The organism is Arthrobacter sp. SO3 (assembly GCF_020532825.1).
Taxonomy (GTDB): Bacteria; Actinomycetota; Actinomycetes; order Actinomycetales; family Micrococcaceae; genus Arthrobacter.
Genome location: NZ_MQTS01000173.1, coordinates 1 through 19,046, shown reverse-complemented (window position 1 = coordinate 19,046; position 19,046 = coordinate 1). Strand labels below are relative to the sequence as shown.

The following is a 19,046-nucleotide window of genomic DNA, read 5'->3' as shown; positions in this document are numbered from 1 at the left end:
CCTGCCCGCTGCCCTGCCTCGCCCCCTGCCCGCTGGCCTGGACGACAGTGCCCGACGTCGTTTGCGCGTCCGCGGGGGCAGCCGCACCGACGGCCGCGAATCCAGTGAACGCGACGGTGGCAGCAAGCGCTGTTGCGCCAGCCCTCCGGCTCTTCAGCACACTGAGCATTGGATAATCCTTTCGGGTTGCGCCCCGGACGGGGCGCCTGTTTCTCGGGAAAAGCAGCAAGGTAGGGCACAGTCCTCGGCGAAGGGAACGACAGTCCCCAGCACTCGCGCCGACGCTGGTCCGGTTATCGGCCGAGCTGGGGGTCGCTCGTGAGCTGACGGCCGTTTTCGAGCCGGCCTGCGAGGACGCGGACGAGCTTCGGGTCCGCGGTTGAGGTGATGGTCAGGTCGTACCAGCCGCCCTGGGTCGGGATGACGACGGTCTTGCCCTGGCCCGGGTTGAGCGAGAGCGTCTGGGAACCTGCGCCGTACGCGTCCTTGAGCGTCAGGGCTGCCCCCGCGGAGCCGGTGTTCTCGATCCGGAACTGTGCGTGGGGCGATCTGCCGTCGGCGGTAACGGTGACGCGGAGTCCCGCGGCGGCGGTAGTGCCCGCGAGGCGCCGGTACCAGCCGGCCGGGCCGTGCATGTGCACGTCGTACTCCGCACCGAGCGCCCAGGACGCATCGAGTGATGCCGCTGCCCCGATCGTGTATGAGTACGGGGCCCGCGGCAGCAGGTTCGAACGGACCTGCACGTGCGCGCCGAGGGAACCCCGGTTCGCCCAACGGGCGGTGAGCTTACCGGCGTCGATCTTCGTCTCGACGTCGAGGGCGTAGCCGAGCGGGCGGGACGGACGCGTGCCCTTCTCCTGGGCGGGCATCGAGTTCGTGGCCGGGGGCGTCGGAACGTAGCTCGGGTGGCGGATATGGTCAGCCGGCTTGTATGCCGTGGTGTCCGGCAGGGCCGGGGCCGCGCCGCCGCTGACGGAAAAGTCGAACGCGCTGGTGAGGTCGCCGCTGACCGCGCGGCGCCACGGCGTGATGTTTGGTGAGGCGACGCCGAAACGGGCTTCGAGGAAGCGGATGATCGAGGTGTGGTCGAAAGTCTCAGAGCAGACGAAGCCGCCCATGCTCCACGGCGAGGCGACGATCATTGGCACGCGGACGCCAAGGCCGAAGTGCCCCGGGACGTCCTGGCTGCCGTAGAACGTCGGGGTACCGTCGTACCACTCCCCTGCCGTCGAGACCGTGGACGCGCCCGGGATCTGCGGGGTGTTCGGGTGCGGCGGGACAACGTGGTCGAAGAAACCGTCGTTCTCGTCATACATGAACAACACCGCCGTCTTGCTCCACACCTCCGGGATGGAGGTGAGGATGTCCAGGACGTTCGCCGCGTACCAGGCGCCGAAGTTCGGCGGAAAGTTCGAGTGCTCCGAGTAGGCCTCCGGCGCCACGATGTAGGACACCTGCGGAAGCGTGCCCGCTTTCACGTCCTCGCGGAGGATCCGGAACAGGTCATCGCCAGCCTTGGCGCTCGTGCCGGTGCGGGCTTTTTCATACAGCGGGCTTCCGGGCTTGGCGTCCTGGTACTGCTTGAAGTACAGGAGCGAGTTGTCCCCGTAGTTCCCGATGTACGCGTCGGACGTCCAGCCCTCATAGTGCGCAGGGTCGAGTCCCTCGCCGACGTCCTGGTAGACCTTCCAGCTCACCCCGGCCTTCTCAAGCTCCTCGGGATAAGTGCTCCACCAGTACCCTTTTTCACCGTTCCACAAGTCAGGACCGCCGCCCTTCCGGTCAGGGTCGTCCCCGCCGGCGAACATAAAGTAGCGGTTCGGATCCGTCGGGCCAAGGACCGAGCAGTGGTACTGGTCACAGACCGTGAACGCGTCGGCAAGGGCGAAGTGGAACGGGATGTCCGGGCGCCCGTAAAACGCCATCGTCGCGTCGGTCTTCTCCGGCAGCCACTGATCGTACTTGCCGTTGTTAAAGGCCTCATGGGTGAGCTTCCACGAGTGGTCAAGGTCCTCCATGAAGGCCATACCCAGGTTCGGCGCCGTCGGGTGGAACGGGGTAACTTCGCGCGTGACGTTCGCCTGGTGGAACGCGTCCTTGCCGGACGGCAAAACCGCGGGGTGCGGGTCCGAGAACCCGCGCACGCCCTTCAGCGTGCCGAAGTAATGGTCGAATGCCCGGTTCTCCTGCATGAAGATCACGACATGCTCGACGTCCTTGATCGAGCCCGTGGCCCGGTTCGCGGGGATCTCCGCGGCCCGGGCGATGCTCTGCCCAAGCATCTGCGAGATCGCCGTACCGGCGGCGCCAGCGGCCGAAAACTGAAGAAAACGACGGCGGTCCAAACCTGCCATGAGCTGCTCCTAATGCATTGTCTTACTAGTGGCCCCCGACGGACTGTGCCAGCACTAGGTAAACGCTCGGTATAAGTGGGATGAACAACGCGCAGGGTACTTACCCATAGGACGGCACGCGGCAGCAGAGCGCACAGTACCGTGGCTGTTCCGTTGTCCGCGGCCGTGAATTGCACGGGGCCCAGCGCCAGTGCAGCGGCCACGAATCCGCGGCGCCGAGGGAAGGGGAGAAGTTGTTGCCCTCATTGGCCCGGCAGGGGGACTCGCTGGCCCCTTGTTCACGAAGCGGGATTAACGGAAGACGACACCCCGGCTAACGCATGCTGAAACATAGTGATCGGGATACTGCGCCGGGCGTCCGGGCCGCGGTGCAGCGAAGGAGTCAGCCATCCCCAGCCCTAGACTGTAATTCGACGAAAGGACCATCGGCCATGAGGCTTGAAGGCTGGCATTTCATCATCATCATCGTCCTGGCCCTGGTGCTGTTTGCCGCACCGAAGCTCCCGGGAATGGCCCGCAGCCTGGGCCAGTCGATGCGGATTTTCAAATCTGAAGTACGCGAAATGAAGAAGGACGGCGCCCCCGACACCACGAATGGCACCGGGACGGCCGAAGGCCGGGACGTCAATCACCCGCCTTCCGGCGCAACGGAAAACCGCACCGGCAACGGAACCGCCATCCCGCCGCCGTCCCGCGTCTAAGCCCGCATGACGGAAAACCCCGGGCCGCCGGTCGAACCCCGAGGGGCGGATGGCGCTCCTTGAGCACCTAAAAGAACTGCGCAACCGGCTCTTCAAGGCGGCAATCGCCGCCGTCCTCGGTACCGTCGCGGGTTTCTTCGTGTACCAACCGGTGCTCGCAGCCCTGGTCAAACCGATCCGGGACCTGAACGAACAGCAGGGCCGGCGGGCGACACTGAATTTCGACGGTGTCGCAAGCTCCTTCGACCTGATGATCCAGGTCTCGGTATTCCTCGGCCTGATCCTGGCGAGCCCAGTCTGGCTCTACCAGCTGTGGGCCTTTATTGTGCCCGGGCTGCATAAAAAGGAACGGCGCATGGCCCTGTCGTTTGTGGCGGCCGCCGTGCCGCTGTTCGTCGGCGGCGTGCTGCTGGCGTGGCTGGTGCTGCCCAACGCGGTGCGAGTTCTGACCGAGTTCACACCCTCCGGCGGCTCCAACTTCATCAGTGCCCAGGTGTACCTGACCTTCGTCCTCCGCCTGCTGGCCGCGTTCGGCATCGCCTTCCTGCTGCCGGTCGTACTGGTCGGACTCAACCTCGCCGGCTCGTCAAAGGCCGGCAGGTCTTCAGAAGCTGGCGCATCACCGTCTTCCTTGTGTGCCTGTTCTCAGCCATGGCGGCCCCAGGGGCCGACGCCACCAGCATGTTCTACCTCGCGGTGCCCCTGCCTCCACCGGCACCGTCTCGGAGGTCGACCCGGCCACCGGCACCATCGTCCGCAGCTACGAGACCGGGCTGGCCCCCTCGGCGCTGTTGGTCCACGGCGAGAACGTGTTCGTCGCCAACTCCAGCTCCGACACCGTCTCGGTCATCGACTCCAAGAGCGGCAAGGTCGGGCAAACCATCAACGTGAACCCGCTGCCGGGCGCACCAGTGGGCAGTTCCCCGAACTCATTGACCATGCTTGATGACACGCACCTGGCTGTCAGCCTCGGCCAGGCGAACGCGGTGGCCCTGTACGAGTTCAAGGACCAGGACGAACGAGGATGAACACCCAGAAGAGACCCCACAGCGCGGTACCCGGTCCGCTGTAGGCAGCCGCTCCCCTACACAACCGAATAGGCCGTTTCCGGGACCCCACACACCCCGAACATCAGATCTGCGGCGAGAGTGTGGACACTGTCCACACGAAGAAACACAAAAAAGGCCCCTGACCTGCGAAAACACTGTGCCCGAGATGGGACTCGAACCGGGTTCCAGACCCTGAAAATCGGCCACTCCACCGAATTCCTCGCCAATCCGACCCAGTCCGGCACGAGTACGACCCGGTCCGAAGCCTAGGGTGTGCACATTGTGCACACCTTCTTTTCTTGCCAATTCGGTCCCCAAACCGGGGCACCTAAACCGCCGTCTGGGGCGGGGCCGCTGTGGCTTGCGCGCGGTTACGCTCCGATATGAAGAGTAGCCCATCGGAACCGGACCGGCCCCGAACGAGCACAGCACTACGGGGCGAGCCATGCGGACCGGGGGCCGGACCGGACACTGCGTCTGCTCACTCGTCTTATATATAAGAATCTCTTTCTAATGACATTGCGAATTAGTATTTGAAATTTTTAATCCCCACTGAAATGGTTGTTGGAGCACGATCGCCCGTTAGTGACGGCGTTACGGTCCGCAAACGGTCATGAAAGGAATGTCCCGTTGTTCATCGAATCCACATTGGACAACAGTGTGCTGACGATCGTCTTTAACGACGCTGCGCGCCGAAACGCCATGGGCGATCGGATGCGCGGTGAATTCGTCACGGCACTGGAAAATGGCAACGCTGATAGCTCGGTGCGGACCCTATTGGTGCGGGGCGCGGGGGGCAACTTCTGTTCCGGGGGCGACCTGACGGCCATGCCTCCGGAGAATCTTTCCGCAGCCCGGGATCGTCTGGCTCAAGTGGCCGGCTTGGTCAGGCAGCTCTGCGGCTTCACCAAACCGACTATCGCCGTTGTCGAGGGTGCGGCGGCAGGTCTGGGCGCCAGTCTCGCCCTCGCCTGCGACTACGTCTACATGGCGGAAGACGCGCGGCTCATGTTGCCGTTTAGCCGACTAGGGCTCCTTCCTGACGGGGGCATACTGCACAGCCTGGGTGCGCGCATTGGTGTCACAAAGGCGAGGCAGTTGCTGCTTGAGGGCAGGACCGTTGGTGCGGAAGAGTGCCTTCGCCTCGGGTTGGCAGACTTCTGCTATCGCCCGGATCAACTGGCAGAGGAAGCCGCCGCCAGGGCTGGCAATTTGGCCGCGGCTGCGCCCCTCTCCGTTGCGGGCGTAAAAAGGGCGCTGGCAGAAGGATTGCCTTCTCTGGAAGACGCTCTTGCCTCCGAGCATAGCGACCAGCCCGCGTGCTATTTTTCCAGCGATTTCGCCGAGGGCAAGCGGGCGATTGCCCAGCGTGGGCTTCCAGTCTTCACGGGATTTTGACAGTGATAATCGAGTCGAGGGGTGTCAATGCTTTTGCAGAACATGACCAGCGTGGTCACCGGGGGCGCGCGCGGAATCGGGCTGGCCACAGCTCAGGCACTCGCGGCGCAAGGCAGTGACATCGTTCTTGCCGACATGGACGCCGCGGCACTGGACCGAGCAGCGGAAACTCTGGGACAAGGCGTTGTGACAGTCGTCTGCGACGTGACCTCTGCTGAGGACATGAACGCCCTGGCGAACACCGCCGTCGGCCGCTTCGGGTCCCTGGACGTTATGGTCAACAATGCCGGATTCGCTCGTGATGCCACGATGCGCAAGATGACTGAATCCGATTTCGACGCAGTTGTGTCCGTGCATTTGAAGGGTGCGTGGCTGGGTACCCGTGCCGCCGCCGAGGTCATGCGAGGGCTGGGGACGGCAGGCTCGATCATCAACGTGTCCTCAATCTCGGGCAAGGTCGGTATGCCGGGGCAGACCAACTACAGTGCCGCGAAGGCCGGGATCGTAGGCCTGACAAAGGCTGCAGCCAAAGAACTAGGGTTCGCCGGCATCCGGGTCAACGCTGTCCAGCCGGGCATCATCCGGACCGACATGGTCCAAGCCCTGCGCAAGGACGTACTTGAAAAGAAACTCGCCGAGATTCCGCTTGCACGGTTCGGCGAGCCTGAGGAAATTGCGAGCGTGGTGCTGTTCCTTGCCAGCAGGATGTCCAGCTACATGACTGGAACGGTTCTCGAGATTACCGGCGGCCGGCATGCCTAGCAAAAGGGCACCCGAAGCGGCACCGTCCAGCGTGAGTGCCGTGGAAGAACCTGGAATTCAGGAGCGCTTCGAATGCAACATGCCACTGCGCTGGTCGGATCAGGATATGAACGGGCACATCAACAACGCCCGCATCGTCACGCTGATGGAAGAGGCACGAATTCTTTGGCTCAACCAGAAAGCAGTCGCTGAAGGGTTGGAATCGCTCCGGTGCCCCAAGGTGGTTGCCGCCCTGAACGTCGAATACCTTCGACCCGTCAACTACGGGGATGAGCTCGTGATGCTGCTCGATATCTCCAGGATTGGTAGCGGGTCCTTTACCGTCCGCTATTCGGCGATCCAACAATCGTCGGCCGTATTTAGGGGCAGCACCGTGCTGGTCCCGCTTGAACCTGAATCTAAGCGCCCCAGAAAGCTCACCACCCCTGAAACCGTATATCTCTCGCGATATACCGAAACGGAGACACCATGACCGAATCAACCGACTTCTTCCTCCTGGAAGAATCCCTAACTCCGGAGCAGCGGGGCATCGCCTTCCGGGTGCGCGCCTTCGCAAACGACGAGGTCCTGCCCATCATCAATGACTACTGGGACCGGGCAGCGTTCCCCTTTGAACTGGTGCCAAAAATCGCATCGCTGGGAATCGTCGGCACCACCATTGAAGGATACGGATGCCCCGGTATGGACCGGCTCTCCTCGGCGCTTGTCTCCCTAGAGATGTCCCGCGTTGACGGCAGCATCAACACATTCCTCAGCGTCCAGAGCGGGCTCACGATGGGATCCATCGCGCTGTTGGGCGATGAGGACCAGAAAAACCGCTGGTTGCCGGCCATGGCCGCCTTGGACAAGATTGGTTCTTTTGCCCTGACTGAACCGGACCACGGCTCGGACTCCGTGGCTCTGGAGACGCGGGCGCGTCGCGAAGGTGACCACTGGGTACTCAACGGAAGGAAGCGCTGGATTGGCAACGCGAGCTTCGCGGACGTCGTCATCATCTGGGCGCGTGACGAGTCTGACGGCAAGGTAAAGGCCTTCGTTCTCGAAAAGAACCCAGACGGCACCTACCCCCCGGGCTACACCACGGAAGTCATCACGGGCAAGATCGGCAAGCGGGCGATCTTGCAACCGGATATCGAAATTGCTGAACTGCAGATTCCAAGCGGCAACATGCTGGCCGGGTCGACAGGATTCAAAGATGTGGGCCGGGTACTGATGGCTACGAGGGGCAACGCCTCGTGGGAGGCCCTCGGCCACGCCATGGCTGCCTATGAGGCGGCCGTCGCCTACGCCAAAAACCGTGTCCAGTTCGGCAAGTCCATTGCCAGCTTCCAGCTCGTCCAGAACAAGCTCGCCAACATGTTGGCCGAGCTGACGGCCATGCAACTGATTTGTTTTCGGATCACCGCATTGCAGGAGCAAGGCAAACTCACCGGCCCGATGTCCTCGTTGGCCAAGATGCACACAGCGAAGAAAGCGCGCTGGATCTGCGCAGAGGCCAGGGACGTCCTGGGCGGAAATGGGTTGCTCCTGGACTACCACGTTGCCCGCCATATGACCGATATGGAGGTGGTTCACACCTATGAGGGGACCGATTCCATCCAATCACTCATCCTGGGTCGCGAAATCACCGGTATTTCTGCCTTCAGCGGGTCGTAGACCCCTGACGAAAAAGGGGGCCCGCCACAAAATGGTGATGGCCCCCTTTCCCATGCCCCGGTTTATCCGTGGCCAAAGAATCCCTGGCCGCTCTTTCGTCCTAGCTCGCCCCTGGCAACCTTGTCCCGAAGGATCTGCGGCGGAGCGAACCGCGCGCCCAGGGTCGACTCAAGGTATTCAGCGATACCCAGCCTGACGTCCAAGCCCACCACGTCCGTGGTCATCAGCGGCCCCGTCTGGTGCTTGTAGCCGAGCACCATCGCGCTATCGATGTCTGCCGCAGAAGCCACACCATCCTCCACCATGCGCATTGCTTCCAACGCCAGGGCAATGCCAAGTCGGGAGGAGGCAAAACCTGGCGCGTCATTGACTAATACGGCAGTCTTGCCCAGAGCCTGTATCCACGAGCGTGCAGCGGCGGCCAGATCCGGCGAAGTAGACGGGCCCAGCACCACCTCAACCAGCAACGAGGACGGGACAGGGTTGAAAAAGTGCAGCCCGCAGAAGTTGGCGGGTCTTGCCAGCGAACCGGAGAGCCGCGCGACGGAAAGCGATGAGGTGTTGGTGGCAAGCCACGCGGTTGGCGTGAGGTGCTTCTCCACAGCGGTGAGCGCTGCAGACTTAAGCGCGTATTCCTCGGGCACGGCTTCGACTACAAGCCCACAGCTCGAAAAGGCGCTGTAGTCGTCGGACACGGACATGCGTCCCGTGAGGGAGTTCAAGCTTTCATCCGTGGCGCGGCGGGTCACGGATGCGCGCAACCCTTCGGTGACGCGGCCGAGTGCGATCGTGGCCGCATCCTCGTCGCGTTCTACGACGATCACGTCAGCACCCGCTATGAGAAAAGCATGGGCGATGCCGGCGCCCATGCGCCCGCCTCCTAGTACGCCGACTCTGTCCGGGAGGACACTATTCATGGTTTCATTCCCGTCCTTGTGGTTTCTGGGGTCTTTCGCGTCGCGTTTCATTGCGGTCCAAAAATGCCTTCATGAGACCGAATTTTGCCTCCGATTCCAAGGGAATCCCTTGTGCCAGGCTGTCAATGAGCGGGTGAGTCTCCCTCGGGGCGTGAAAGACGCTCTTGGTGATTCGTACGGCCAGTGCGTCCTGGTCGGCGATCCGGTCCGCGAGGGCATGAGCGGCGGCAAGCAAAGCACCTGAGTCATGGATTTCCGTGACGAGACGAGCGGCCAAGGCCTCCTGGGCGTTTAGGACGCGGCCGGCGAGCAGCATCTCTTTGGCCATCGGCTCGCCGACCAGCTCCTTGAGCCGCCACGTGGCCCCGGCTGCGGCCAGTATGCCCAGGGTTGCTTCCGGCTGCCCGATCTTCAGCTCGGGTGTAGCGAGGCGGAAGTCCGCGGCGTACGCCAGTTCAGCGCCGCCGCCCAGGGCGAAGCCGTCCAGGGCAGCGATCACGGGCAAGGGCAACTGCGCGATGCGGCTGAAAATGGCTGAGTTGATGCCCGCCAGCGCGTCGTCCCGACGGCGTTCGCGCAGCTCCGCGATGTCCGCGCCGGAAGCAAACACTCCTTTTCCCTGGACTTGAGTGCCGGAAATTAAAAGGAGCCGCGGCATGCACTCAAGCTCATCGCAGACGGCGTGGAGCTGACCATGCATTGGTCGATGGCGTTTCGAACCCGAGGGCGGTTCAGCTGCACATGGATGCGATCCCCGCGCTCTTCAACTAACAGCGTGGTAAATTCGGACGCTTTGAACGTCTTCACAGGATGATCCACTCCCTCACGGTTGTCGTACCGGCCCGGCCTCCGAGGGTTGCTTTAGTCACGTTTGTCTTCTCCCTCTCAGTGGCCGGTTAGACGGCGGCCGCCGTCGACCAGTAGCTCGGTGCCGGTGATGTAGGCCCCGAAGTCGCTGAGTAGAAAGGCGCAGGCATCAGCAATTTCTGTCTTGCTAGCAAGCCTTCCCAGCGGAATATTCGCCAGGTGCTCGTCCATCTCCGCTTCCGTTCCGTACAGGATCCCGGCGCCTCCCGTGTGCTCCGTCAGCCCGGGTGTGAGCACGTTGAGTCGGACTCCGTGTGGCGCCCAGGCCGCGGCAAGCGACTTCGTCATGGCCAGCACTCCCGCCTTCGCGCTGGCCGAGTGGACTGTGTCCGGGTTCCCGGTCAGGGCCGCGGAAGTGCCGATGTTCACCACTGACAGTGGTGTTGCGCTCTTGATGGCCCGCCGACCCACACTCTGGGTGAGGTTCCACGTGCCGTTGAGCACGATGTCAACGACCGCGTTCCAGCCATTGGGCGTCAGGTCCAACGGGTTGACACGGAAATTTCCTGCAGCGCTGTTCACGAGTAGGCCTACGGGACCGAAGTCTGCCTCGATGCCCTCCAGGGCGTCGTGGACCGCGGCTTCGTCGCGGACATCCGCCCGGTAGCCTCTGACTTCGAATCCATTGCCTGTCAGGGAGGCGACAGCCGATTCGAGCTTGGTCTCATCGCGGCCGATGATTGCCGTACTGGCCCCGAGGGAACCCAGCCGTGCGGCGATGGCCAAGCCGATGCCGGAGGTGCCTCCCGTGACAAGTGCGGTTCGACCGATGAAAATCCGTGAGCTAAACATCCGTCTCTTTCCCTTCCCTCACCGGAGGTAGACCCGGCCTGGATCGATGTCGTCCCGCAGGAGCCGCAGTTCTTCCCCTGTGGGGGGAGGCGTCACGGTGAGGTCGTCCAACACTTTGATCGGCCACCCAGTCTGTTCGCGGACCTGCTCGACCGTCACACCTTCGTGGATACTGGCCAGGCATAATTCACCCGCTGCATCCGATTTGAAGACCCCGAGTTCGCTGATGACGGTGGTGACACCAGCGCCGCGCGTCGGCACTTTAGGGTCGATCCGTCGCGCTGTCGCCGGGGAAGGGCTGGTGCAGAAGTCGAGCTCCCGGACAAAAGAGGTTCTGTTATGCCGGCGCATGACAACAAATACTTCCTGGGAGTTAGCCATCACCTCGGCCGCTCCCCCGGAACCAGGAAGGCGGACCGTCGGTGAGTCCCACGGGCCGATAACGCTGGTATTCAGGCTGCCGAACTTGTCGATCTGCGCCGCTCCGAGGAAACCCACGTCGATCCACCCACCTTGCAGCACATACCCGAACAGCACGGGCATGGTCAGAATGGCTTCGGCTCCTGTGGCCAGTGAAGCATCGGCGATGGTTTCGGGGAGTTTAGGCGGATGAGCACCGCAGACACCTGACTCGTAGATCTGTTCAATGTCTGGAGATGTGGACTTCTGTGCCAGCGCGACGGCGAGGGTGGGCAGCCCGATCCCCGCAAAGACGCGCCGCTTGCCCCGCAAGTAGCGGCAACTGACCGCCGCCAGGAGCTCACTGACGGTGTAGTGAGGAGCTGGGACGGTGTCGATGGCCTCGGCAATGCTGGTCATAGGACGCTTCCATAGTTGACGGGGGTGGACAGACGGGGGAACGGCGTTAAACGATCGAAAAATCCATCGCCGAGCTTGCGGAGGTAACCGTCGTGGTCTCCCGGGTCGTGAATCCATTCCTGGATCCAGCCTTCGAGGCGGTCCGGGTCTCTACTAATGGCCGACCATGAGCGGTAGAAGTCGTTATCCCGGTCGTAGTGTCCCTGCGCGAAGGAGGGATGCGCCCCATATTTACATTCCACGACGGCATCAACGACGAAACCGGGAATGAGCGTCCTATTGGGATCGGACCGGATGACGTCGTCATCAACAATCTCCTCCACCAGCACGATGGTGCGCTTGGACGCAAACGCAACTTCCTGTTGCGGGCCAAGAATGCCCCAGCTCTGGATGTTGCCATGCCGGTCCGCCCGCTGAGCGTGGATGATGGCCACGTCCGGGTTCAGCGCGGGTACCACGTAAGTCTCGACATCCTCCTCGAAAGGGGACGTCACCTTCCTCAGCTGCGGATTGATCTTGACCAGGTCGCTGCCGGCATAGGACCTGACGGGCATGAACGGTAGCCCTGCGGCACCCGCCTGATACCGCGCCAGGAGGCCATAGTGGCTGTATTCTTCCAGCTCGAGCTTTCCAGAACCGCCGGCTTCAACCGCCCGGCGCACCGCGTATAGAGAACCCACCGAGCTGTTGCCCGTGAAAGCAAAGACCATCCTGTTCACGCAGCCTGCTGCCACCAGTTGGTCGGCGATGATGTCCGGAGTCATCCGCACCAGTGTCAGGCCCTTCACGCCCTGCCGGATGATCTCGTGGCCTGCAGCGAAGGGAATGAGGTGCGTAAATCCCTCTAGAGCTACGACATCGTTGTCAGAAACGAAGGTGCTGATTGCATCTTGTAAGGAGAACCGTTTTTCGGCCAAGGGGAACTGCCTTCCGGATAATTCGACGGGTTCCCCTCATGCTTGCACCCCAGATATATAACGGTCCAATACATAGATCAGACTTCTATGATAAGAAATGAGTCTGAATCAAAGGGGAAGAAGTGGAACTTAGACATCTGGCCGGCTTCATCGCCACAGCGGAGGAGCTGCATTTTGGCCGCGCCGCAGCCCGGCTGCACCTGGCTCAACCAGCCTTGAGTCAGCAGATCCGGCTACTTGAGAAGGAACTCGGGGTCGAACTGTTCCACCGGAACACCCGCTCCGTGACCCTCAGCGATGCCGGGAAAGCATTACTCGGCCCAGCCAAGCAGGTCATGGCCGACGTAGACATCGCCCGCCGGTCAGCGATTCTGGGGAATTCGGAGATCGTCGGCAGGGTGATCATCGGCTTCGCCGGAGCCAGCAGCAGAAACGTCCTGCCGGTGTTGGCACGGGCAGTCAGGGCAGAACAGCCTGGCATCGAACTAGTACTCCAAGGGCAGACATATGCCGGCACAGCGATCGCCGAGCTGGTCGCCGGCGACCTGGACATCGGCTTTTCGCGCCTCCCTGTCACCAACCAGAACATCGCTACCCGCGTCTATGGCTATGAACGAATGGTGGCTGCCCTTCCGTCGGACCACCCGCTAGCAAGCAGAGAAACGATCCGGGTGGCTGACCTTGCGAGCGAGCCATTTGTGACTTTTCCGGGCACCCAGGGCTCCACCGTGCGGGATGCACTGATTCACGTGGCCATGGGAGCCGGCTTCACGCCACGGATCATGCAGGAAGCCCCGGACTCTTACACCATCCTGGGATTGGTCGCCGCTGGCGTCGGGGTGACCATCACCGTCTCCTCCGTCCAGCACATTGACACGCCAGGTCTCGTGTATCGGGACTTGGAGGATGAACTTCCGGAGCTTGCTGCAGTACTGGCATGGCGGAAAGACAACTTTTCCACGGCTACAAAAGCTGTGCTGGAAATCGCCGAGCGCGTCCTGCCCACCCCACCGTTACCCGACTAGGCGGCTACCCCTATGACGGAAGGCGCCCCTATTTATGGAATTTTCCACCTACTGTAGGTCGGATTAGATATTGGACGCTATGAGTTAGGAATGTCAGGGTTGGGGATGAAATTCACCGTGTGCCGTGTCACAGGGTGCCACAGCCTGACAATGGAGTTGTTGTGAGCGAAGTAGAAACGATCGAATCGGGAACGGCCCATCTCCGTCAAAAAATGGCACGGAAAGCCGGTCTGGCATCATTCGCCGGAACCACCGTCGAATGGTACGACTTTTACGCCTACGGGACAGCCTCCGCTCTTGTCTTCGGCAAGATCTTCTTCCCCGCCCAAGATCAGGCGGTCGGGACTCTGGCGGCTTTCGCCACATTCTGGGTCGGATTCCTCGCCAGGCCAATCGGCGGGATCATCTTCGGTCACATCGGCGACAGGCTCGGACGCAAAAAAGCCTTGGTGACCACACTCCTCATGATGGGCATCTGCACCACCGCCGTCGGGCTATTGCCCACTTACGCCCAGATAGGCTGGTGGGCAGCGGTCCTCCTGGTTGCTCTTCGACTCATCCAAGGCATCGCCATGGGCGGCGAGTGGGGCGGCGCTGTCGTCCTCGCGGCCGAGCATGCACCCAAGGGTAAAGGGATCCTCTACGGCGCTTTCGCGCAACAGGGCTCCCCCATGGGCAACCTCCTTTCGACACTCGTCTGGCTGATGGTCGCCCAACTCCCCGACGATGCGTTCACTACGTGGGGCTGGCGCGTCCCGTTCTTGCTGTCAGCGGTGCTCGTGGGAATTGGCCTATTCGTCCGGCTGAGCATCGAAGAATCTCCCGCCATGCGGGCCCTCATGGAGACAAAGAAGATAGCCAAGGCGCCCCTGAGTGAAGTGCTAAAGAGCTCCAAAGGCATCGTCGCCCTGGGTATCGGAGCGTGTGTCATCGGCGTCTCGGCAACATACTTCAAAGGCACCTTCGCCCTCGCCTGGGCCGTCGATGAAGGCCTGTTCAGCAGAACAAGCTTCCTATCCATCGTCACCATCTCCCTTGTGGTGCAGTTCATTGTGCAGCCTTTCGGTGCCGTGATCGCCTCTAAAATGACACTGCGCAAGGCTGTCCTTCTGATGCTGATCCCCGAACTCCTGGTCCTCCCGCTGATGTTCATGCTGATCGGGACAGGAGACTACACACTGGCTGTCATCGGCATGGCCGTGGCCACCATCCCGCATTCCATGTACTACGCCGCCATGGCGGGTATCCTGGCGAAGTCATTCCCGCCCAACATCCGCTACACCGGTATCTCTCTCAGCTACCAGCTCAGCTCAACCGTCTTCGCCGGGACCGCCCCTATGATGGGGCAGTATCTGCTGAATGCGACAGGATCCATCCTGGCCGTCATTGTCTTGGCCATAGTGCATGTGGTGATCACCATCGCCTCAGTACTCGGGCTGCTGTCACGCTCGCATAGCCTGGGCGCGGACTACGGGAGTGCTGACAGCTTCGGAACGGAAAGTGAGAGGCCCGCGGACGGACCCCAGGCTAATCGAAGCCCCAGCCTGCAACGCTAGTACCCACGGGAGCACTCACAACGCGGCGTCACCCAAGATCTCCTGGGCGGCGCCGCGCTTCGCCTTTTTGTCCTGCGCCGGGCTACAGCTGGGACCTCGGCGCTGACCTGAACTGGAGCATCCGGGCCAGGCTGATCTTTGCCAGCTATCAGCAGAAAATCCAGACCCGGTTCGAAGCCGCCCAGACCCGGCTAGTCAACGAAGCCATGACGGACTAGGTCCATCCCTTCGGCTGCGGCAACTTCACCGCCCTCCCCGGCGTCAAAGACACGTACGGCTAGCTCGGCCAAGGACGGTACCGAAATCCCCGCACGGATCCGACCGCCGGCAACGGCCTCCGGCACGACCTGGCCAATTGGATGTCTAGGGTGAAGGTTTCGCACCTACAACTAATTGTCGGCCTCCGCGGCATTCACGCCGCGGAGGCGGCCACATAAGGAGAACCGCTATGGGTTTGGGAGACAAGATCCACAACGCTGCCGAGAAACTCCACGGCAAGGGCCAAGAAGCCGCCGGTGACGCCACCGGCAACGACCGGCTGACGGCCGAGGGCAAAGGCCATCAGGTCAAAGCCGATCTCAAGCAGGCCGGCGAGAAACTCAAGGACGCCTTCAAGAAGCACTGAGTCAAACAGCACGCGAAGGTGCGGGCGACGGTTCGCACCGCCGCCGCACTTACGGCTACCATCCAAAGACCTCGGCGCAGCCCCTTTCGCGGGGGCCGCGGTGCTCCCGGAACCACGGCACATGCCTGTACGTCAACGAACCCCCAACGGACTACTACTGGTAGATTCCCTCCGGCCACCCGGATCGCGGCTCAAGGGCCGGGAGCTGCTGGGCAGACCTGGCGGCGGTGCCTGACGATTGGCCGGGCCGGGCCGAACTGCTCCTCGGCCACCCGGGAGTTGTCGTTGTCGGCGACCAGTGTCGCGGGGGGGTAAGAAGTAGCCGACCTGGTTCTGCGTCTGTGACGCCCTCGCCTGAGTTGCCCGGAACACGCCGATGGGCGTGGGCATAGACGAGAACAACGTTGTCGTCCCCCTGCAGAACCAGGCCCAGTTCGACATCGTCACCCGCCTGGTGCAGGCCGCCAAAAACTCTGGCGCCCGCATACTCACCGGCGGGAACCCGGACTACGTCGAGAAGTGCTGGACTGCGCTCGGTATGAATCCAAGAATATTGATCAATGGCACTCCAGCAATGCCATATCCACTGACCAGGGCAGCAATGGCTAGCCCACCGCCTCGTTCCCCTCTCAGAGGGATCTGATTGAGGGCAACTGGGCCAGCTCTCACCGCCAAGACAGCGAGGACAGCGACGCCGGATACCCAGAAGCCGGAGGCTGCGATGACGGGAAAAATAATGGCTGCGGCGGCGGGCTAAATGGTAGGAAGGCCATGGCAGCAAAGCCCACCAACTCCTACAACCCGCCCCCGAGGCCGGCCCCGCCTGCCGACTGGCCAGGCTCAGCAAGCTCATGGTCAGCTCCGGATCCGTTGTTATGTCATGCCGTTCCCCGCCCGCAGACCTGCATGAACAGGTATCAGAGCGGAGTTTCCGGACCGGCCGCCAACCTCGGTCGATCCAAAGAAAAATTCAGCAAGTCATGATGTAAGCGGCCCTAGCCACCATGAATTGGTGAACGCGAAACCCAACGGAAGGACGAACAAGGATGAACACCCAGAAGAGACCCCGCAAGGCGGCACCCGGCCCGCCGTAGAGAGCCGCTCCCCTACACAACCAAATAGGTCAATCCGGGACCCCACACACCCGGAACATCAGATCAGAGGCGAGAGTGTCCGATCGGCCGCCAACTGCATGACGGGTTCCCTAATTTTGCCGAATCGGCCAGCTGCAATCATCCCGTGGCTGGTGGAAGGACCCGTGTTCGAGGCCCACAGCGCTGCCCACATCGCCGGTCGCCGAAAGCTCCGTCTACGCCGCACTCGAGCGGCTCTCCAACGCCGGGATCATCACCCCGACCACCAAGTCAAAGCGCAACCGAGCCTAGGCGGCAACCAAGTCCTCGACGAGGTGGAGAGGCTCAACAACCGACTGGCCAACACCGGCAAGGCTGACCTCCGACCCCCAGTGCTAGGCAGCCGACGCGGGGTGCCCGGCGTCCGAACAAGGACACCGGCCCCGGGGTTTCATATGCGCTGTCAACGTCGCCGATGTTGGCGTCAAGGCCCTTAGACCACAGGGTGTGATCGTTGACGTCGACGCGGAATATCACGATACCCGTGCCGCATCGATCATGGTCGATGACTCCCGACCTCAGCCGTCAGTCTTTCGCGGAGTGTCGGCACCGGATCCAGATTCTGAGTTCCAACCGGCGGTCGGTTGCAGTGGATACGCAGCGACGCAGATATGCGCGCCTCGGCCGGCAGGCAGGCAACTCCCATGAGCACAACGGACAGAACCTGAGCATCAAGACTTGCTTGGGAACGTCAGATGAATCCGGCTCTCTAATATCCTGCTTCGGCGAACGCCCCCAAGCGGGCCTGAGGCGACGTAGCATCAAGGTAGGGGGAAGCCAGGAGTGTGGCGCAATGTTTGAGCGATTCACGGACCGCGCCCGTCGCGTGGTGGTGCTTGCCCAAGAGGAAGCACGCATGCTGAACCACGGTTACATTGGTACCGAACACATCCTCTTGGGTCTGATCCATGAAGGTGAAGGTGTTGCTGCCAAAGCCCTTGAGTCCTTGAGCATTTCGCTCGACGGCGTCCGCGAGCAGGTAGAGGAGATCATCGGCCCGGGCAAGGAGTCCCCGTCCGGTCACATCCCCTTCACGCCGCGGGCCAAGAAGGTCTTGGAACTCTCGCTCCGCGAGGCGCTGCAGCTGGGACACAACTACATCGGCACCGAGCACATCCTGCTCGGCCTTATCCGCGAGGGTGAAGGCGTTGCCGCCCAGGTGCTGGTCAAGCTCGGTGCGGATCTCAACCGGGTCCGCCAGCAGGTCATCCAGCTGCTCTCGGGCTACCCGGGCAAGGAAACCACAGGCCCTGGCCAGGATCACGTTGAAGCGATTCCCTCCGGTTCCGTGGTCCTGGACCAGTTCGGGCGCAATCTGACCCAGGCTGCGCGGGAGAACAAGCTGGACCCCGTGATCGGGCGCGAATCCGAAATGGAGCGCGTGATGCAGGTCCTTTCCCGCCGCACCAAGAACAACCCTGTGCTGATCGGTGAGCCGGGCGTTGGCAAGACCGCCGTCGTCGAGGGTCTTGCCCAGGCGATTGTCCGCGGCGACGTTCCGGAGACTCTCAAGGACAAGCAGCTGTACACGCTGGACCTGGGTTCCGTGGTCGCAGGTTCCCGGTACCGCGGTGATTTCGAAGAGCGCCTCAAGAAGGTCCTTAAGGAGATCCGCACCCGCGGCGACATTCTCCTGTTCATTGATGAAATCCACACCCTGGTCGGTGCCGGTGCCGCCGAGGGCGCCATCGATGCGGCCTCGATTCTGAAGCCCATGCTGGCGCGCGGTGAGCTCCAGACCATCGGTGCCACCACGCTGGATGACTACCGCAAGCATATCGAGAAGGATGCCGCGCTGGAACGGCGTTTCCAGCCGATCCAGGTTAAGGAGCCATCTGTCGCCGACGCGATCGAGATCCTCAAGGGCCTCCGCGACCGGTACGAGGCTCACCACCGCGTCACCATCACTGACGGCGCGCTGGTCGCCGCAGCGAACCTGTCAGAAAGGTACATCTCGGACCGGTTCCTGCCGGACAAGGCGATCGACCTGATCGATGAGGCCGGCGCTCGGCTGCGCATCCGCCGGATGACCGCTCCGCCGGAGCTCAAGATCATGGACGGGGGCATCGCCGAACTCAAGATGGCGAAAGAGTCTGCGATTGACGCCCAGGATTACGAGGGGGCCGCTTCACTGCGCGACAAGGAGCAGAAACTCGTGACCGTGCGCAAAGAGAAGGAGCGCCAGTGGAAGGCGGGCGGGCTGGACGAGATCTCCGAAGTTGATGAGGACCTGATCGCGGAAGTGCTGGCGAACTCCACGGGCATCCCGGTGTTCAAGCTGACCGAGGAGGAGTCCTCGCGACTGCTGAAGATGGAAGACGAGCTGCACAAGCGCGTTGTCGGCCAGGACGAGGCGATTAAGGGGGTTTCGCGGGCGATCCGCCGCACCCGTGCGGGCCTGAAGGACCCGAAGCGTCCGGGTGGTTCGTTCATCTTCGCCGGCCCCACCGGTGTCGGTAAGACCGAGCTCGCCAA

The 19,046-nt window shown here is 62.3% G+C and carries 14 protein-coding genes and 4 pseudogenes; 12 read left to right on the top strand and 6 right to left on the bottom strand.

Annotated features, from left to right (window positions below):
- Nucleotides 1-293 precede the first annotated feature (293 nt).
- Nucleotides 294-2,354 carry a phosphocholine-specific phospholipase C gene (locus BJQ90_RS16200; protein ID WP_226761249.1) on the bottom strand — a complete coding sequence of 687 codons (2,061 nt, stop codon included), beginning with the start codon at nucleotides 2,352-2,354 and terminating at the stop codon, nucleotides 294-296.
- A 431-nt stretch (nucleotides 2,355-2,785) separates the two neighbouring features.
- Between BJQ90_RS16200 and tatA the strand changes: the two genes are divergently transcribed.
- The 7 genes and pseudogenes from tatA to BJQ90_RS16165 all read left to right on the top strand — a co-directional run bounded on the left by tatA (nucleotide 2,786) and on the right by BJQ90_RS16165 (nucleotide 7,920).
- Nucleotides 2,786-3,055 (top strand): Sec-independent protein translocase subunit TatA, encoded by a 270-nt coding sequence (gene tatA, locus BJQ90_RS16195; RefSeq protein ID WP_226761248.1) that lies wholly within the window; start codon nucleotides 2,786-2,788, stop codon nucleotides 3,053-3,055.
- A gap of 49 nt (nucleotides 3,056-3,104) precedes the next feature.
- Nucleotides 3,105-3,581, top strand: a pseudogene (gene tatC, locus BJQ90_RS22940) (twin-arginine translocase subunit TatC); the annotation flags it as partial.
- Between the two features lie 109 nt (nucleotides 3,582-3,690).
- Nucleotides 3,691-3,906: pseudogene (locus BJQ90_RS22935) on the top strand (hypothetical protein); the annotation flags it as partial.
- 828 nt (nucleotides 3,907-4,734) lie between these two features.
- Nucleotides 4,735-5,502 carry an enoyl-CoA hydratase/isomerase family protein gene (locus BJQ90_RS16180; RefSeq protein ID WP_226761247.1) on the top strand — a complete coding sequence of 256 codons (768 nt, stop codon included), beginning with the start codon at nucleotides 4,735-4,737 and terminating at the stop codon, nucleotides 5,500-5,502.
- A 27-nt stretch (nucleotides 5,503-5,529) separates the two neighbouring features.
- Nucleotides 5,530-6,264, top strand: coding sequence for a 3-oxoacyl-ACP reductase FabG (gene fabG, locus BJQ90_RS16175; RefSeq protein ID WP_226761246.1), 735 nt, complete (start codon nucleotides 5,530-5,532; stop codon nucleotides 6,262-6,264).
- Between the two features lie 40 nt (nucleotides 6,265-6,304).
- Nucleotides 6,305-6,736 carry an acyl-CoA thioesterase gene (locus BJQ90_RS16170; RefSeq protein ID WP_226761245.1) on the top strand — a complete coding sequence of 144 codons (432 nt, stop codon included), beginning with the start codon at nucleotides 6,305-6,307 and terminating at the stop codon, nucleotides 6,734-6,736.
- Nucleotides 6,733-7,920 carry an acyl-CoA dehydrogenase family protein gene (locus BJQ90_RS16165; protein ID WP_226761244.1) on the top strand — a complete coding sequence of 396 codons (1,188 nt, stop codon included), beginning with the start codon at nucleotides 6,733-6,735 and terminating at the stop codon, nucleotides 7,918-7,920. Before BJQ90_RS16170 ends, BJQ90_RS16165 begins: the two co-directional genes overlap by 4 nt.
- 62 nt (nucleotides 7,921-7,982) lie before the next feature.
- Here the strand turns inward: BJQ90_RS16165 and BJQ90_RS16160 are convergent, their stop codons facing one another.
- The 5 genes and pseudogenes from BJQ90_RS16160 to BJQ90_RS16140 all read right to left on the bottom strand — a co-directional run bounded on the left by BJQ90_RS16160 (nucleotide 7,983) and on the right by BJQ90_RS16140 (nucleotide 12,232).
- Nucleotides 7,983-8,789 carry a 3-hydroxyacyl-CoA dehydrogenase family protein gene (locus BJQ90_RS16160; protein ID WP_413463702.1) on the bottom strand — a complete coding sequence of 269 codons (807 nt, stop codon included), beginning with the start codon at nucleotides 8,787-8,789 and terminating at the stop codon, nucleotides 7,983-7,985.
- A 52-nt stretch (nucleotides 8,790-8,841) separates the two neighbouring features.
- Nucleotides 8,842-9,644 (bottom strand): annotated as a pseudogene (locus BJQ90_RS16155) (enoyl-CoA hydratase/isomerase family protein).
- 78 nt (nucleotides 9,645-9,722) lie between these two features.
- Nucleotides 9,723-10,496, bottom strand: a complete 774-nt coding sequence (locus tag BJQ90_RS16150; protein ID WP_226761243.1) for an SDR family oxidoreductase — start codon at nucleotides 10,494-10,496, stop codon at nucleotides 9,723-9,725.
- Nucleotides 10,497-10,514: 18 nt separating this feature from the next.
- Nucleotides 10,515-11,315: a CoA-transferase subunit beta gene (locus BJQ90_RS16145; RefSeq protein WP_226761242.1), complete on the bottom strand. Its 801-nt coding sequence runs from the start codon at nucleotides 11,313-11,315 to the stop codon at nucleotides 10,515-10,517.
- Nucleotides 11,312-12,232, bottom strand: a complete 921-nt coding sequence (locus tag BJQ90_RS16140; RefSeq protein WP_226761241.1) for a CoA transferase subunit A — start codon at nucleotides 12,230-12,232, stop codon at nucleotides 11,312-11,314. The genes BJQ90_RS16145 and BJQ90_RS16140 overlap by 4 nt, the downstream gene beginning before the upstream one ends.
- Before the next feature lie 122 nt (nucleotides 12,233-12,354).
- On the opposite strand from BJQ90_RS16140, the gene BJQ90_RS16135 reads away from it, so the two are divergent.
- The 5 genes and pseudogenes from BJQ90_RS16135 to BJQ90_RS16115 all read left to right on the top strand — a co-directional run.
- Nucleotides 12,355-13,257: a LysR family transcriptional regulator gene (locus BJQ90_RS16135; RefSeq protein ID WP_226761240.1), complete on the top strand. Its 903-nt coding sequence runs from the start codon at nucleotides 12,355-12,357 to the stop codon at nucleotides 13,255-13,257.
- Nucleotides 13,258-13,418: 161 nt separating this feature from the next.
- A complete protein-coding gene (locus BJQ90_RS16130; protein ID WP_226761239.1) occupies nucleotides 13,419-14,813 on the top strand; it encodes an MFS transporter in 1,395 nt (464 codons plus the stop codon).
- 448 nt (nucleotides 14,814-15,261) lie between these two features.
- The gene (locus tag BJQ90_RS16125) at nucleotides 15,262-15,438 is read left to right on the top strand and encodes a CsbD family protein (protein WP_226761238.1); all 177 of its coding nucleotides are present in this window, start codon (nucleotides 15,262-15,264) and stop codon (nucleotides 15,436-15,438) included.
- Nucleotides 15,439-15,796: 358 nt separating this feature from the next.
- Nucleotides 15,797-16,081, top strand: a pseudogene (locus tag BJQ90_RS16120) (aldehyde dehydrogenase family protein); the annotation flags it as partial.
- Nucleotides 16,082-17,364: 1,283 nt separating this feature from the next.
- Nucleotides 17,365-19,046, top strand: a 1,682-nt coding sequence (locus tag BJQ90_RS16115; RefSeq protein WP_226761237.1) for an ATP-dependent Clp protease ATP-binding subunit, incomplete at its 3' end; no start/stop codon positions are given.

What these genes read in the sequence shown, in the direction of transcription:
- BJQ90_RS16200 (WP_226761249.1), bottom strand. Translation starts at nt 2,354, where the DNA reads ATGGCAGGTTTGGACCGCCGTCGTTTTCTTCAGTTTTCGGCCGCTGGC.
- tatA (WP_226761248.1), top strand. Translation starts at nt 2,786, where the DNA reads ATGAGGCTTGAAGGCTGGCATTTCATCATCATCATCGTCCTGGCCCTG.
- fabG (WP_226761246.1), top strand. Translation starts at nt 5,530, where the DNA reads ATGCTTTTGCAGAACATGACCAGCGTGGTCACCGGGGGCGCGCGCGGA.
- BJQ90_RS16165 (WP_226761244.1), top strand. Translation starts at nt 6,733, where the DNA reads ATGACCGAATCAACCGACTTCTTCCTCCTGGAAGAATCCCTAACTCCG.
- BJQ90_RS16160 (WP_413463702.1), bottom strand. Translation starts at nt 8,789, where the DNA reads ATGGGCGCCGGCATCGCCCATGCTTTTCTCATAGCGGGTGCTGACGTG.
- BJQ90_RS16150 (WP_226761243.1), bottom strand. Translation starts at nt 10,496, where the DNA reads ATGTTTAGCTCACGGATTTTCATCGGTCGAACCGCACTTGTCACGGGA.
- BJQ90_RS16145 (WP_226761242.1), bottom strand. Translation starts at nt 11,315, where the DNA reads ATGACCAGCATTGCCGAGGCCATCGACACCGTCCCAGCTCCTCACTAC.
- BJQ90_RS16125 (WP_226761238.1), top strand. Translation starts at nt 15,262, where the DNA reads ATGGGTTTGGGAGACAAGATCCACAACGCTGCCGAGAAACTCCACGGC.